Here is a 13398-nt window from a genome sequence, read left to right on the forward strand (position 1 = left end):
CCTCGCTTCACCAGTCATCGCCTAACGATCATCGCCATGTCTTGCGATAGGCGCCGAGCGTGGAGGCCTGGCCTTCGGTGAACGGCTTCAGGCTCACGATATCGGCTTCGCTTCCATCCTCCAGCGTATCGAGCGCGCGGCGGAAGTGACGGACCACGCTCTCGATATAGGCGCGTCCGCGCTGGCGTCCCTCGATCTTCAGCGCGGCCACGCCGGCGCTCCGCAATCCGCCGAGCAGCGTCGTGGCGTCGAGGCTGACCGGATCCTCGAAAATGTAGCCGTCACCAAGCGCCGTCGAGAAGCGCCCCTTGCAAAGGGTCGGATAGCCCGCGGCTTCCTGGGGAGCGAAGCGGTTGATGGTGAAGCCGCCGAGCCGGGATGTCGTTCCTTTCGCGGTCTCCTCATAGGCCACGTGACTTGCCGGCGAGCAGACGCCCTGCATGTTCGGCGATTTTCCGGTGGCATAGGACGACAGGGAGCAGCGCCCTTCGGCCATCACGCAAAGGCCGCCGAACACGAACACCTCGGTCTCGCATGTCGTCTCGCGGGCGATCTCGGCGATCTCCGAAACGCTGAGCACGCGCGGCAGCACGACGCGGCGCGCTCCGAACGTCTCGACATAGAAGGCGATGGCGTCGGGGTTCGCGGCCGCCGCCTGCACCGAGACATGCAGGCGCTGGTTCGGATGGCGCCTTGCGACATAATCCATCAAGCCGATGTCGGCGACGATCAGCGCGTCCGCACCGGCATCGACGGCATCGTCCACCGCCCGTTGCCAGAGTGCCACGGACGACGCCCGCGGAAAGGTGTTGATAGCGACGAGGATGCGCGCGCCGCGTCCGTGGGCAAAGGCGATCCCCTTGCGCAGCTCGTCGCGGCTGAAGTTCAGCCCGGGAAAATTGCGCGCATTGGTCTCGTCGTTGAAGCCGCAATAGACGGCGTCCGCGCCCGCATCGATGGCGCTCCGCAGCGCGGCCGGCGTGCCGGCGGGACAGATCAGCTCCATCACGTCCGCTCCCGGGACGCGCCGGTCAACCTGTCCCGCGCGTGCTCGAACGAACGCCTGGCCGGCTCGCCCAGCGGACCGAACAGGGACGCCAGCTCTGCGGCCAGATCGAGCCGCGCATCGTCGATCGCGTTACGCAAGGCCAGCACCGCCTCCATGTCGCCCTCGATTCCGAGCTGGCGCGAGAACATCAGCGCATCGCCGTCGACCCTGCCCTCGACCAGGGCCAGCAGGTTCGCGAGCGAGGCGGAGACGCAGGCGTCCAAGCCGGATGGCAATTCGCGCACCACCGACAATCGCGCTGGCGCGGCCTCGACGATGAACGCGAACGGCAAGTCGGTCGGCTTGATTCCGAACCGTGCACGGCGATGTTCGCCGAGCCTGTCGAGCAGGCCGGGATTGCGCCTCAGGATCCGCTCCAGGAACCCACCGAGAACGAGTTGCAGCGGCAGCAGGGGCAAGGGACGCAGCGCGAGCGCGAGAAGCGGCGGGATTGTCGGCAACGGGCCGGACGCGAGGGACGAATGACTCATGGGACATATCTGAGCCGATTGCGCGCGAATGTATTTGAGCGGGAACAATGAGGAGCGAAATCGCTCCGGCTAGCTTCTGCTCCTTTCAGGAGATTGTCCGCTTGCAACGCGACGTTCCGCGCTTCCGCGAATTATCCGACTTCCTGCGCTTCATCGAAGGCAAGGGACAATTGCGACGCATTCGCGAACCGGTCTCCGTGGTCCATGAGATCACGGAGATTCACCGGCGCGTCATCGGCGAGCACGGACCGGCACTATTGTTCGAACGGCCGATCAGGGCCGACGGCCTACCATCCGGCATGCCGCTCCTGACCAATCTGTTCGGCACGGTGGAGCGGACCGCGTGGGGCATGGGCATCACGCCTGACCGGCTCGAAGAGCTCGGCGCGATGATGGCCGAGTTGCGCGCACCGCGCCCCCCGCACGGCGTTCGGGACGCCTGGCGCAAGCTGCCGCTGGCCCGCGCCGCGCTTGCGACCCGGCCGCGCTCGCGCGCAGCCGCGCCGGTGCAGGATCGCGCCGCCATGGGCGAGGACATCGATCTGACGAAACTGCCGGCGCAGATCTGCTGGCCGGGCGAGCCTGCCCCATTGATCACCTGGCCACTGGTCATCACCGCGCCGCCGGCATCGCCGGCCGCCGACCAGGAGGAGAATGTCGGCGTCTATCGCATGCAGATCCTCGGCCGCGACCGCGCCATCGTCCGCTGGCTCGCCCATCGCGGCGGCGCCCGGCATCATCAGCAATGGAAGGCCGTAGGGCGCGACATGCCGGTCGCAATCGTCATCGGCGCCGACCCCGCGACCATCCTTGCCGCGGTAATGCCACTGCCCGAGACGATCTCCGAGCTGCGCTTCGCGGGCATCCTGCGCGGTGAGCGGCCCGAGCTGACGCCCTGCCTCACCGTACCGCTCGAGGTCCCTGCCACGGCCGAGATCGTCATCGAGGGCTTTGTCTCGGCGACCGAGACGGCGGCCGAAGGTCCCTATGGCGATCACACCGGTTACTACAATTCGGTCGAGCAGTTTCCGGTGCTGCGCGTCACCGCCATCACGTCGCGGCAACAGCCGATCTATCTGTCGACCTTCACGGGCCGCGCGCCGGACGAGCCGTCCCGGATCGGCGAGGCCCTGAACCGGCTGTTCGTGCCGCTGATCCGGCAGCAATTCCCCGAGGTGACCGACTGCTGGCTGCCGCCCGAGACCTGCTCCTACCGGGTCGCGATCGCATCGATCAAAAAGCGCTATCCCGGCCAGGCACGGCGGCTGATGCTGGGCCTGTGGTCGATGCTGCCGCAGTTCAGCTACACCAAACTATTGATCGTGGTCGACGACGACATCGACATTCGCGACTGGCGCGAGGTGATGTGGGCGGTGGCGACGCGGAGCGACAGCTCGCGTGATCTCGTGGCGCTGTCCGACACGCCGATCGACTATCTCGACTTCGCCTCGCCGAAATCCGGCCTCGGCGGCAAGCTCGGGATCGACGCCACTACGAAGATGCCGCCGGAGACGGAGCGGGAATGGGGCGAGCCGCTGGCGATGGATTCCGCCGTGATCGCCAAAGTCGATGCGATGTGGCCGGCGCTCGGCCTCGGCGGGATCGGCGGGCTGCAGCTACGCGAGCCCGCATGAGCGAGCGGCATGGCGTGATCGTCGGCATCAGCGGTGCCTCGGGCGCGGCCATCGGCGTGCGCATCGTCGAGCGGCTGGCGGAGAATCCACACTGCGCGGTGCATCTGGTGATCTCACCGGCAGCGGAGCGTACGCTCGCCGAGGAGGTCGGCCCCGAGGCGCTGCCGCGCCTGCGCGCCCTCGCCTTCCGCGACCATGCGGTTTCGGACATCGGCGCCAGCATCGCCAGCGGCTCGTTTCCGGTCGGCGGCATGATCGTGGCGCCGTGCTCGATCCGGACGCTGTCGGCGGTTGCCTTCGGACAGCTCGACAATCTTCTCGTGCGCGCCGCTGACGTGCAGCTCAAGGAGCGACGGCGCCTGGTGCTGCTGGTGCGCGAGAGCCCGCTGCATCTCGGCCATCTCCGCGCGATGGTCCAGGCCACCGAGATCGGCGCGATCATCGCGCCGCCGCTGCCGGCCTTCTATCTGAAGCCGCAGTCGCTGGCCGAGATCGTCGATCAGATCGCCTGCCGCGCGATCAATCTGCTGAACCTGCCGGACATTGCGGCGCCGGCGCTGAAATGGCACGGCGATAGATAAGCGCCAGCGCGCGGCGGCGTTCAGGTCCGTCGTCTCGGGCAGGCCGTTCTGGCGCCGATCGATGAGGGCGTTCATCGTTGCACGCAAGTGCGACAGGGATTATCGATGCTGCATGACCAAATGGCGTCCTCACCCCCATATCCGAGTCGTCGCGACCGGCCTGCACTGGCGGGACGGGCGGTTGCTGGCGGCCGAGGTTCGCGACGATGCGGGCCGGATCAAGGGCGTGCGCCCGCTTGGCGGCGAGATCGAGTTCGGCGAGAGCTGGCGGGCGGCGCTCGTGCGGGAATTTTGCGAAGAGCTCGGCATCGACATTGCCATCACGGGCGAACCACTGGTGATGGAGAACATTTTTGCGCATGAGGGAGAGACCGGGCACGAGGTGATGTTCATCGCCGAGGTCGCGTTTCCCGACGGCGCGTTCAGCGGACAGGACCGCATCGATTTCCGCGAGGATAACGGCGAGCAGATCGTCGCGCGCTGGTTCGACCTCGCCGATCTCGACGTGGAGGGCGGACCCAGCCTCTATCCGACCGGATTGAAGGATCTGCTGCTGGAGGCAAGAGACGGAACTGCGTGAGAGGCGTCGCTCTCATCACGTTCCGCCCGTATCGCGCCGATAGCGGAAGTCGCAATGCGGCGCGCCTTGCATGATCGTCTGCGTGCGCGTGAGCCTGACGTCGGGGCCGAACCCTTCCGCGGTCGCGAAGTCGGCGGTGCAGACCAGGAGAAAGCCGAGCTCCGGCTCGCCCAGCGCCTTGTAGAACTCGGCATAGGCGCATCGCTTGACGTCGAACGCGAAGGCGTCGTGGCTCTGCTCGATCACGTCATAGGCGAGCGCATCGTCGCGGGCATAGGTCCCGAACGCCGACGATACGGCCTTGCCGAGATCGCTCTCGTTCTTGGCTTTCCAGAACTCCTCGCCGAAGCCGCGATAGAGATCGCCGAGCGCCTTGCGCACCAGCGCGTTGGCGCGCGCCTCGCCGAGCTCGGCCTGGAGCGCCTTGACCAAGGGCACCAGCACCTGGGCCTGGATCTTTGCCTGTTCGATGACGGACACGCTCATGGGCAACCTTCATCCGGGTTACTTCACGCCACAGCACGATAACTCAACTTGCTGTTGGCGGCGAGAGCTTGCCTGTTTCGTCCTATGACGTCCCAAAGCCTACGTTTCCGTGATGTCAGGGTTATCGCCGATCGTGCAATTCTGAAAACGTCGACGCAGCCATCAATGGTATGATGAGTACCATTCAAATGCCGCCGGCAGATGACCAGAGGTGAACATGATCCGACCCGAGATGTCTCCAAGCAACGTCAGGCCACGACGTTCTTCACGACGCCGTCATGTTGCGGCGGTGGCCGCGGCACTGTTTCTCGCCACCACGTACTGGTCAGTCGGAGGCGCGCAGGCTGCCGCGAATGACGCCGAGGCACGAGCCATCTTCGAGAAATTCATCGCGGCACAGAATGCGCATGATGCCGATGCGGTGAAGGCGATGCTCTTGAATTCGCCCGGCACGCTGCTGTTTGCCAGCGGCGAGGAGCCGCCGCAGGCATACTAAGTAGTTCACGCGCTCTTGGAGCCTACGCGCTGACGGGGGCACGGGTCGCTTCCAGCGTCTTGCGCAGCTCGCAGGTGCTGGCAAGCTTGCGCCGGATCCGCTCGATGGCGGCCGGCAGCACCCAGTCTTTGAAGGGAGCACCGTTGCGCAAGGCGCCGGGTTTGCGGGCGAGCACCGGCACATATGCCAGGGGCCGTAGACGGTATCGCCGCGGCCAAAGGATCCCGGGTGCTCGGCAACGATGCTGCGACCGAGTACTTGTTGTTGTCGAAGCGCACCAGGTCTTCGAGACCGACGCCGTCACCGCATGGAAGCCGTCGAAGCGGCCGGCATAGGCAACGAGTTTGGGGCGTTCGCCTTCGAACACTTCCCAGATCGTCCGATCGACCAGTTCCGGATGGCGATGAGCCTTGGCGTAAGCGATGCATTTGTCGAGCAGCCAGGCGTTTAACTCGTCGAGGTTTTTGAACCGCAGCCGCGGCGTGAAGAAGCGTTCCCTGACCAGCCCGACCTGGTTCTCGACCTGCCCCTTCTCCCAGCCCGACGCTGGCGTGCATCGGTGCGCGTCGCAAGGATGGTGGGCAGTTCAGGTCAATCGCGTCGGTTTGACAGGCCACCGAGGACTTCCGGTCAAGCCTGGTGAATGGACTTCCAGAACCGCTTTCATGGAGGGAGCGGCGGTCGCCAGATCGAAGAAGCCCAGGGAGGTCTGATAGGTTTACTGGATACGACAGAACGCAGTTGCTTGGGACGTCCCATGGTCGGACGACAAGATCGCTGCGGCGCGCACCCGGGAGCGCGAGACCAAAAATCAATTCTTCGCAGGAGAGACACCAGCAAACTTCTGGCAACGCTTCTGGCGCTGGCTATTCGGATAAGGGCTTCGGTCGGACCAAGAACAAGAGAGCATTGACTTCGCACAAGATGGGATGCCACTTACGCTTCGCCCACACCGGTTGGACGACAGCAAGCGCTGGGAGGAAGGCGATCAACATCGACGCAAAGATCTTCAGCAATTTTTTGCAAAACTCCCCCATCGAACGGACCCGGGTCAAGTATCGCAAATGCGATCGTTCGGCCCGGCAATAAATTACCGTCTGATGCCTTGCACTCCGACTTCAACATGTTTCTTGAGCTTGCCCTCGTATTCTATGAAGCGACCTGCCGTGATCTGATCGTAAGGGCGCAGGCGCGGATTCGAGCACGGCAACGCCATCACGAGGTCAGCATTGCCTTCGCGATTCTTCAGCCGAACCATTCGCGTATCGGCGAAGTCGGTGGTCGCGCCGATGAAGACGATCGCGCATGCCAGAGCTGAGATCTGAGAATAGCCCCAGCTCCGGACCTTCGAAGCTGGGGCTGAGCCTCTCGATTGGGACCGGCAAGGGGATAGCCGGCAACACAATCTTAGCTCCTCCACCGAAGTCGAGGGATCACAATCCGGTGTCGAAATCGTCAAGGTGTACGTGGCAAAACAGAGCTGCGCGTCAGAAGTCGCTGACGCTTAAGGAAGGCGATGCTCGTCTGTATGCTCCGCATCGGATCAGCCGAAACGTCCTGTTCGACGAAAACATGTTGCACACCGCTCTCCGCGGCGGCTTCGAGTATCTCGGCGAAGTTAATCGTACCGTGACCAAGTTCGATGGTCGATCCGTTCTTTGCCATGTCCTTCAGGTGCAGGAGGCGAAATCGCGATGGATGCCCTCTCAAGAAGCGCGCTGAATCGAGATGTCCCTTGGTTGCCCAGTAAACATCGAGCTCGAACATGACAAAGCGCTCATCGGTGCGGCTGAGCAGAACGTCGTATGGCTGGATGCCACCTGCCAAGTTCCCGAATTCAAAATCATGATTGTGATAGGCAAGCGTTAGCCCGGAACGCTGCGCCAGTTCACCGATCGTGTTCAGAGTGTCACAAATCCGCTGCCAATCATCGAGTGTTTGCCTTTCCGATACGTCCAGCCAGGGACAAACGACGAACCGGCTGTCGAGCAAATGGGCGATGTCGAATGCTGAGTTGGCGTTGTTCCGCAGGCTGGCGTAGTCGAGATGCAGCGATGGTGCGGTGAGATCCAGGCTGCGCAGGAGCTTGCGGGTGAGCCTCAGGTCGTTCCCGAGAATGCCGGCAAACTCCAGCTCGCGATACCCGAAATTCGCGACTTTCCTCAGCGTTCCTTCGAAGTCGGCCTTCAGCGGGTCGCGGACGGTGTAGAGTTGGAGACCGATATTCCACAGTTCCCGACCGGAAACCGGCTCGATTCCCATCGTGGCACCGGCCGCGATCCCTCCCAAAACAGTGCGTCTGCTGAGTGGCGCCAGCACGCTCGGCTACCTTGGTGCCTGCAGTACGACGCCATAGCTCTTGTATATCCGATCGACGGTGCCATCGGTTCGTAACCGATCGAGAGCTCCATCCATGGCTTCGCGTAAGGCATCATCAGGGCGAACCATGCCGACGGCGACATTCCAGTTGAGATCCACCGTGCTCTCGTCGCGATCAAGGATGCGGAGCGCCTTGTCGGGATGCGTCAGATTGAAATAGCTCGCCACGGTGGGCGTCACCGCAGCGGCGTCGATCTCGTTATTCGAAAGGGCCTCGAGACTGTCGCTCTCGAAACCAAAGGTCGATGTAGGTACGTGCCGCTGACTAATTATCATGGCTGCGACGGACCCGACCTGCACCCCGACCTTGGTATGCTCGTTGAGGCTCTTGAACGACGTAAGCGTGCTGGCGGATGGCACGGCCAACGCGACGCCCGTGCGATAGTACGGTTTCGAGATCCTCAAGTGAGTTTCGCCTTGCGCCTCGCGGTCGGCGATCACATCGAGAAGAATGTCACAGCCAGCGCTACGCATTTGGTACTGGGTAATGATCCAATCAAGCCTCAGGGAGACGCCGAGCTCCCGCGCCAGTGCTTGTCCCAATTCAACCTGAAATCCGGGAGGATCCCCGGCTTTGCTCGCGAATGGAAGCGAGTTCGGGTGAGCACATAACCCAAGTACGCCGGCCGAGCGGATTGTCTCGAGGGATCGAGCCCGTGCCGGCCCCAGCAAACCTGCCACCGTCACGATGATGAGCGGGAGGATCAGTTCTGTTCCGCGTACCTTGCGCATGGAGTTTGACTCGCCGGCTCATCCCTCTCGCGGCTTTAATTCCCGGATGTACTTGATGATTTGGTCGATCTGAGCATCGCTGAAGGTAGAATCGAATGCAGGCATCGCGCCTTGTTTGCCGTTCTTGATACGGTCGCGAATAAAATCGTCATCGCGCGTCGTGTTCATGAGCTGCGGTCCCTTACCCGCCGCGCGGCCGCCATCGGAATGACACCAGCCGCAGGTCGTTGCGAACAGCTGCTTAACATCGAAGTTCCCGTTGTCCGGCGCAGCGGAATCCGTCTGCGCGGAGACAGGCGTGGCACATGCGAACCAAGTGGCCAGCGCCATCAAGCTCAACTTCATGACGCAGAACTCCACTTTCCGTTAGCCCTGACCGTTCCAAGGCACGGGGAGCGAGCTTCTGTCGCTCCCCGCCAGATTGTCCGAAAACCCCTATTTCAAGCTGTACACGATGAGCGCGCCATCATCGCGCGGCATGCTCTTGTAAACGCCGCCGAAGGTCGGCGCGTAGTCGTCCGACGCCATGCCGCCGAAGCCCGCGGTCACGGCGACATATTGCTTGCCGTTAACGGCGTAGCTGACGATGCCGCCCTGGTGGCCAGTGCCGTCGGAATGGCTCCACAGCTCGGCACCCGACTCGGCGTCGTAAGCATGAAGGGTGCCGCGCGAGTCAGGCACGAAGACGAGATTGCCACCGGTCGATAGCACGCTTCCAAGCGGCGGCTCGGGGTAGCGAACCTCCCACTTCTTGACTCCGGTCACCGGGTCGCGCGCGTCGAGATGACCGTAGATCTCGCCGCCCGGAGGAGGCGCGATCTTAAAGTCGGCGCCGATGTTGAGCTGGGCTTGGGGCGCGGTCACCGGTGTGGTCTTCATGACCTCGAGCGTCATGCACCATTCTTGGCCGAGCTTGTAGTATAGACCCGTCTTCGGATTGTATGAACCCGAGTTGAAGCTGACACCGCCGGAAATATGCGGGCAGAGGGGTTCATTGACCTTGCCTGCGGAGAAGTCGCGACGGCCGATCAACTCACCTGTCTTGGGATCGATATCCTTGACGAAGTTGCTGTTCTGAGTGATCCGCCAGACATTCTTGATACCCAAATTACGGTCATAGACGAAGATGTAGCCGCTCTTATTGGGGTGCACCACGAGCTTCTGCCCGTCGCGATCGAGCATTACAAACTCACCGACCGCGCTGTCGAAGTCCCATGCGTCGTGCGGCAGCTCCTGATGATAGAACTTTAGTTTGCCGCTATCGAGATCGAGACCGATCACTGAGGTCGTATAGAGATTGTCACCTGGGCGGGCGCCTTGCGTCTTGTAATCGGAGCCCGACCAATCGTAGAGCGGCGCCGGGTTCGCGGTGCCCCACAAGATGGTGTTAGTCTCGGAATCGTAGGTGCCTGGCATCCAGCCGCCGCCGCCGCCGGTGCGCCAGGAGTCACTGCCCCAAGTCTTCATGGCTTCGTCGGTGCCCGCAACCGTCAGGAACTCCCATTTCTTCTTTCCTGTGGCGGCATCGACAGCAAAGATCGGGCCGCGGCCCGGCCATTCGCCGCCCTGCGCGCCAATGATCACCGTGCCCTTCGCATAGAGGGGCGCGCCGGTGAAACCGACCGTCAGCTTTTGGGAATCGATAAGCTTGGTGTCCCAGGCGACCTTTCCAGTCTTCATATCAAGCGCGATGAGCCGGCCATCCATCGTGCCGACGTAGACCTTGCCTTCTCCGAGCGCAGCGCCGCGATTATAGGGAGAGTGCGTCTGCCGCGCGATCAGGGCTTCGTCAAGTTCGGGGAAATAGGACCAGATCACCTCCCCTGTCGCGCCGTTCAGCGCAAACACTCGACTGTAAGAGCCCGTGTAGTAGAGCACGCCGTCGGCCGCAAGCGGCATTGACTGCAAGCCACGGGTGGACCGTCCCGGAATATGGATCCAGGCAACGCTTAAGTTACCGACATTGCTCGTATTGATCTGCGAAAGGGGACTGTAGTGATAAGACTTATAGGAACCGTGATAAGTCAGCCAGTCGTTCTGGCCGCCGGTCTCGATGCGCGCGGTATCCACAGTTTGGGCAACGGTTGACGACGCGGCAAACGTCGCACCAATCGCAACAACCACAGGCAAAGACAAATAACCCCACCGTTTCTTCATATGCTCGTCCTCCATTTCATTTTTATGGCACTTGGTCATTGCCTTGCTGGGCGCGCTGCGCCCTGTTCATTTGTCGACCCGAATAGATACGGCGTGCCAACAATCTCACCTCGTATCATAGGAACCCCGGCATCGAGGCTTTCGTCGAGTTCCACTGAAGGGGCTGCTTTCCGCACGGAGATGCACCCGCATCTCGTCAGTCATTTCGTCCAAAAGTTGTTTGCTGGGCACACGATATCGCCTGCAGGCAATGCCCGCGCTTATCGCGGCATTGCGGACGACTCGATTGACGCATCGCACAATCGGCGGCCGGCTTCCACTTTGCACATGCAGAGCGTTTGCAGCCATCGCGTCTAACTGCCTCTCAGCCTCGAATGGCCCATGCAGCGAGTTTCGGCTTGCTTGACGGCATCGTTGCCGCGGAATGTGGCGACACGGCGCCGAGTTGTATCATCCAAGGCGATTTTGTGAAGACGGCAAGCAGGTCGCGCACTAAACCGGGATTTCGTCACCTGAGCTGACCTAAAGACTTCACGGGCATCCCACACCGAAACGGCCGGCGCGTCGCATGGAAGTCCGTTCTTCCTTGGGGTAAGGCAGACTTCGCCTATCGACCAATCACGAGCGAGGAGAAGGCAAGCCCCCACGGCCTTACAGAACTACAGCCTATCAAGATTGTTCGCTTAACTCGCAGTGCATTCGACAGGACCAGGGCGCATTCCGCGATGGAGCATGAGACTCTGCTTGAAGCTGCGAAGCAGCGCCTGGATGCAAGCACACGAGCCAAGCGCCAGCGTTGAAAGACAGTCGAGCATCCGTTGGCACGATTAAGGCGCGCAGGAGAGCGACACAGTTCCTTACCAAAGCGCTCCCCAAATTAGCCGGCGAAGTGGCTCTATCGGTCTGGCTTATGGCCGCCATCCCGCGCCTGATCAGACCTTCTCAAACATCCATAGTGCCAGCACGCGCGTGCCGTATGTAAGCGCGACGCCTGTCAGAATCATTGCGATTGTTGTCCAGTCGCTGTTGAAGAGCGAGGCCATCGTCGCGAATGTGCAGGCCGTCGAGCACTCCGAACAGCTCGCTGAGCGCCCGGGCCGAGGAGCTTGGTCACGATGATATCGTGTGCTTCCTCACCAAATCTGAACGAAGAGAAGGCGGCCGGCACCATGCTCAACACAGTGGCGCCGCGCAAGGGCGTCAACGCCAAGGCTTCGAGCGCGGCCTGATCGAGTTTCAAGGCGGTTTCAGCGGCACCGCGACAACGCGGTGCCGCTGTCTCGTTGTGCCAATCGGGCAAGGCGGACCTGCCGGCGCACGAACCAGGCGGCGACGGCCACGGTCAGCCAAGCCAGCGAAGCGCCGATGAATGCGCCTGCGACGCTCCGCTCGACGAGGAACCAGAACACTGCGGCGAAGGCGAGCATACCGAGAGCGCCCAGTGCGGCACCGGCGGCATCTAGCGCGGCGGCCTCCCGCCCTCGCCGCCTCCCTTCGAGACCAGCCTCCCGTTTGCGACGGAGTTCGTGCTTCTCTATTAAGGTCGCGCTGGCGCAGAAGATCGCCGGGAGCGCGAGAAAGAGACCTCCGATCGACGCTCCGTAACGACTGCTGATCAATCCCGTGAACGCGGTGGCGGCGCCGCCTAGGCCGAAACGCACCAAGTATTCGTACCACCACCCTTCCCGCAGCGACGAGGGCGAGACCTTCATCGGAAGCCTCGCGCGTACCCCCCGCGAGCGCCCATAGACCGAAGGCTGCGCCTAACCAGACGACGATAGAGACGATCGTCGCCGGCAACGCCCGCATCCGGGCGCGCATGAGGAGCTGGCAGACCAGGATGCTGTAGACCACCAGCGCGACCGCGCCGGCCATCATGGAAAGGCTTTGGGCCCCGGCGTAGACGGCGCCATGTTCATAAATCGCGATGCCCAGTGTCGCGAGCGCAACCGAAGGTGCCGCCCCGAAGAGGCCGGCGAAGCTCTTCGGCTTCAGCACGTCGCCCAACATCGAGAACGCCGAAACGACTGCGCCTCCGATCAGGAAACGGATGAGGTACTCGGTCATTTCGGCCTCTTCCAAAGCTTCTTGAGCGGCCCCGCGCCGCCATAGGCCGGGTCCTTGCGCGGCACCGGTACCTTCGGAATGGTCTTCAGCGCGCGCGGACGGTCCTCGACAGTCGTGCACTCGTCGTAGGTGCCTGCCGACGGATAGGCGCCGACGACGAGAGAGTCCTTGTCCGCCGCCAGGCATTGATGGCCGGTCCCAGCGGGCAGGACTACGACGTCGCCGGCCTTCAGCGTGAAGGTCCGCCCCTTGTTGCCGCCGAAGCGGACGCGCCCCTTGCCGCGCGCTATCCCGAGGACCTCGTGGATTCTCGAATGGTAGTGAACATAGTCGTAGATGCCGTCGCGCCAGCTATCCCCCCATCCGTTGCCTTCGAACAGGTCTTCGAGCACCGCCGCAGGATCGTGCTGCTCGTCGAGTCTGACGGCGCTTCGGTACAGCATCAGGGGCCAGCGCGGGTGATTGGGCACAAGGCCGTCATCCCTAAAGCGGACCACGTGTGGCTTCCGCGGACGAGGCAGTTCGGAAGCCCGACGCTTGCCCGGGCGACGAAGACCGGTGGCGCGTTCGGCGTATTCCTTAAGGTCCTCAAGTAGCGGCATTATCTGTCTCCTTGACGGGATAGCCCGTCCATAGGCGAAGCATTCGTTCGAGCGCCGCACCAAGGGCGAAGCCGGCGACGACGTCGCTCGCCCAGTGCGCCAGCACGACGATGCGCGTCAGACAGAGGCCCACCGCCAGCGCGAG

The 13398-nt window shown here is 62.7% G+C and carries 14 protein-coding genes and 4 pseudogenes; 6 read left to right on the forward strand and 12 right to left on the reverse strand.

Annotated features, from left to right (window positions below; all coding sequences use genetic code 11):
• Window positions 1-28 precede the first annotated feature (28 nt).
• Together ubiU and ubiT are read right to left on the reverse strand one after the other, a co-directional pair.
• Window positions 29-1006, reverse strand: a complete 978-nt coding sequence (gene ubiU, locus BJA_RS38690; RefSeq protein ID WP_038967329.1) for a ubiquinone anaerobic biosynthesis protein UbiU — start codon at window positions 1004-1006, stop codon at window positions 29-31.
• On the reverse strand, window positions 1006-1587 hold the full coding sequence (ubiT, locus tag BJA_RS38695; protein ID WP_236842140.1) for a ubiquinone anaerobic biosynthesis accessory factor UbiT: 582 nt from the start codon (window positions 1585-1587) through the stop codon (window positions 1006-1008). Before ubiT ends, ubiU begins: the two co-directional genes overlap by 1 nt.
• Between ubiT and BJA_RS38700 the strand changes: the two genes are divergently transcribed.
• From BJA_RS38700 to BJA_RS38710, 3 genes are all read left to right on the forward strand, one after another.
• Window positions 1587-3173 carry a UbiD family decarboxylase gene (locus BJA_RS38700; RefSeq protein WP_011090356.1) on the forward strand — a complete coding sequence of 529 codons (1587 nt, stop codon included), beginning with the start codon at window positions 1587-1589 and terminating at the stop codon, window positions 3171-3173. The two genes, ubiT and BJA_RS38700, sit on opposite strands and share 1 nt — an antisense overlap.
• Window positions 3170-3754 carry a UbiX family flavin prenyltransferase gene (locus tag BJA_RS38705; protein WP_011090357.1) on the forward strand — a complete coding sequence of 195 codons (585 nt, stop codon included), beginning with the start codon at window positions 3170-3172 and terminating at the stop codon, window positions 3752-3754. Before BJA_RS38700 ends, BJA_RS38705 begins: the two co-directional genes overlap by 4 nt.
• A 112-nt stretch (window positions 3755-3866) precedes the next feature.
• Window positions 3867-4334 carry an NUDIX hydrolase gene (locus BJA_RS38710; protein ID WP_038967328.1) on the forward strand — a complete coding sequence of 156 codons (468 nt, stop codon included), beginning with the start codon at window positions 3867-3869 and terminating at the stop codon, window positions 4332-4334.
• Window positions 4335-4349: 15 nt separating this feature from the next.
• Here the strand turns inward: BJA_RS38710 and BJA_RS38715 are convergent, their stop codons facing one another.
• The gene (locus tag BJA_RS38715; protein WP_011090359.1) at window positions 4350-4820 is read right to left on the reverse strand and encodes an L-2-amino-thiazoline-4-carboxylic acid hydrolase; all 471 of its coding nucleotides are present in this window, start codon (window positions 4818-4820) and stop codon (window positions 4350-4352) included.
• A 217-nt stretch (window positions 4821-5037) separates the two neighbouring features.
• On the opposite strand from BJA_RS38715, the gene BJA_RS38720 reads away from it, so the two are divergent.
• A complete protein-coding gene (locus BJA_RS38720; RefSeq protein ID WP_236842141.1) occupies window positions 5038-5316 on the forward strand; it encodes a hypothetical protein in 279 nt (92 codons plus the stop codon).
• A gap of 67 nt (window positions 5317-5383) precedes the next feature.
• Here the strand turns inward: BJA_RS38720 and BJA_RS38725 are convergent.
• Window positions 5384-5899, reverse strand: a pseudogene (locus BJA_RS38725) (IS21 family transposase); the annotation flags it as partial.
• Between the two features lie 540 nt (window positions 5900-6439).
• Here BJA_RS38725 and BJA_RS38730 point away from each other — a divergent pair.
• Window positions 6440-6634, forward strand: coding sequence for a hypothetical protein (locus tag BJA_RS38730; protein WP_162185849.1), 195 nt, complete (start codon window positions 6440-6442; stop codon window positions 6632-6634).
• Window positions 6635-6771: 137 nt separating this feature from the next.
• Here the strand turns inward: BJA_RS38730 and BJA_RS38735 are convergent, their stop codons facing one another.
• The 4 genes from BJA_RS38735 to BJA_RS38750 all read right to left on the reverse strand — a co-directional run bounded on the left by BJA_RS38735 (window position 6772) and on the right by BJA_RS38750 (window position 10584).
• A complete protein-coding gene (locus BJA_RS38735; RefSeq protein WP_011090363.1) occupies window positions 6772-7635 on the reverse strand; it encodes a sugar phosphate isomerase/epimerase family protein in 864 nt (287 codons plus the stop codon).
• Window positions 7636-7641: 6 nt separating this feature from the next.
• The gene (locus BJA_RS38740; protein ID WP_011090364.1) at window positions 7642-8427 is read right to left on the reverse strand and encodes a substrate-binding periplasmic protein; all 786 of its coding nucleotides are present in this window, start codon (window positions 8425-8427) and stop codon (window positions 7642-7644) included.
• An 18-nt stretch (window positions 8428-8445) separates the two neighbouring features.
• Complete coding sequence (locus BJA_RS38745; protein WP_162185850.1) at window positions 8446-8772, reverse strand: c-type cytochrome; 327 nt, start codon at window positions 8770-8772, stop codon at window positions 8446-8448.
• A gap of 90 nt (window positions 8773-8862) precedes the next feature.
• On the reverse strand, window positions 8863-10584 hold the full coding sequence (locus BJA_RS38750; protein WP_038967340.1) for a pyrroloquinoline quinone-dependent dehydrogenase: 1722 nt from the start codon (window positions 10582-10584) through the stop codon (window positions 8863-8865).
• A 1038-nt stretch (window positions 10585-11622) separates the two neighbouring features.
• Here BJA_RS38750 and BJA_RS38755 point away from each other — a divergent pair.
• Window positions 11623-11813, forward strand: a pseudogene (locus BJA_RS38755) (DUF892 family protein); the annotation flags it as partial.
• Window positions 11814-11831: 18 nt separating this feature from the next.
• Here the strand turns inward: BJA_RS38755 and BJA_RS38760 are convergent.
• From BJA_RS38760 to BJA_RS38775, 4 genes and pseudogenes are all read right to left on the reverse strand, one after another.
• On the reverse strand, window positions 11832-12296 hold the full coding sequence (locus BJA_RS38760; protein ID WP_011090367.1) for a DUF3147 family protein: 465 nt from the start codon (window positions 12294-12296) through the stop codon (window positions 11832-11834).
• A 16-nt stretch (window positions 12297-12312) separates the two neighbouring features.
• A pseudogene (locus tag BJA_RS38765) lies at window positions 12313-12651 on the reverse strand (DUF3147 family protein); the annotation flags it as partial.
• On the reverse strand, window positions 12648-13253 hold the full coding sequence (locus BJA_RS38770; protein ID WP_038967327.1) for a cupin domain-containing protein: 606 nt from the start codon (window positions 13251-13253) through the stop codon (window positions 12648-12650). The pseudogene BJA_RS38765 and the gene BJA_RS38770, both read right to left, overlap by 4 nt.
• Window positions 13240-13392 (reverse strand): annotated as a pseudogene (locus tag BJA_RS38775) (phosphatase PAP2 family protein); the annotation flags it as partial. The pseudogene BJA_RS38775 and the gene BJA_RS38770, both read right to left, overlap by 14 nt.
• Window positions 13393-13398: the final 6 nt, after the last annotated feature.

Origin of the sequence: Bradyrhizobium diazoefficiens USDA 110, assembly GCF_000011365.1 — a bacterium.
GTDB lineage: Bacteria > Pseudomonadota > Alphaproteobacteria > Rhizobiales > Xanthobacteraceae > Bradyrhizobium > Bradyrhizobium diazoefficiens.

Excerpts from the sequence above, each read along its gene's own strand:
- BJA_RS38750 (WP_038967340.1), bottom strand. The coding sequence starts at position 10,584 with ATGAAGAAACGGTGGGGTTATTTGTCTTTGCCTGTGGTTGTTGCGATT.
- BJA_RS38760 (WP_011090367.1), bottom strand. The coding sequence starts at position 12,296 with ATGAAGGTCTCGCCCTCGTCGCTGCGGGAAGGGTGGTGGTACGAATAC.
- BJA_RS38740 (WP_011090364.1), bottom strand. The coding sequence starts at position 8,427 with ATGCGCAAGGTACGCGGAACAGAACTGATCCTCCCGCTCATCATCGTG.
- BJA_RS38715 (WP_011090359.1), bottom strand. The coding sequence starts at position 4,820 with ATGAGCGTGTCCGTCATCGAACAGGCAAAGATCCAGGCCCAGGTGCTG.
- BJA_RS38700 (WP_011090356.1), top strand. The coding sequence starts at position 1,587 with ATGAGGAGCGAAATCGCTCCGGCTAGCTTCTGCTCCTTTCAGGAGATT.
- BJA_RS38745 (WP_162185850.1), bottom strand. The coding sequence starts at position 8,772 with ATGAAGTTGAGCTTGATGGCGCTGGCCACTTGGTTCGCATGTGCCACG.
- BJA_RS38705 (WP_011090357.1), top strand. The coding sequence starts at position 3,170 with ATGAGCGAGCGGCATGGCGTGATCGTCGGCATCAGCGGTGCCTCGGGC.
- ubiU (WP_038967329.1), bottom strand. The coding sequence starts at position 1,006 with ATGGAGCTGATCTGTCCCGCCGGCACGCCGGCCGCGCTGCGGAGCGCC.
- BJA_RS38770 (WP_038967327.1), bottom strand. The coding sequence starts at position 13,253 with ATGCCGCTACTTGAGGACCTTAAGGAATACGCCGAACGCGCCACCGGT.
- BJA_RS38720 (WP_236842141.1), top strand. The coding sequence starts at position 5,038 with ATGATCCGACCCGAGATGTCTCCAAGCAACGTCAGGCCACGACGTTCT.
- BJA_RS38730 (WP_162185849.1), top strand. The coding sequence starts at position 6,440 with ATGTTTCTTGAGCTTGCCCTCGTATTCTATGAAGCGACCTGCCGTGAT.
- BJA_RS38710 (WP_038967328.1), top strand. The coding sequence starts at position 3,867 with ATGACCAAATGGCGTCCTCACCCCCATATCCGAGTCGTCGCGACCGGC.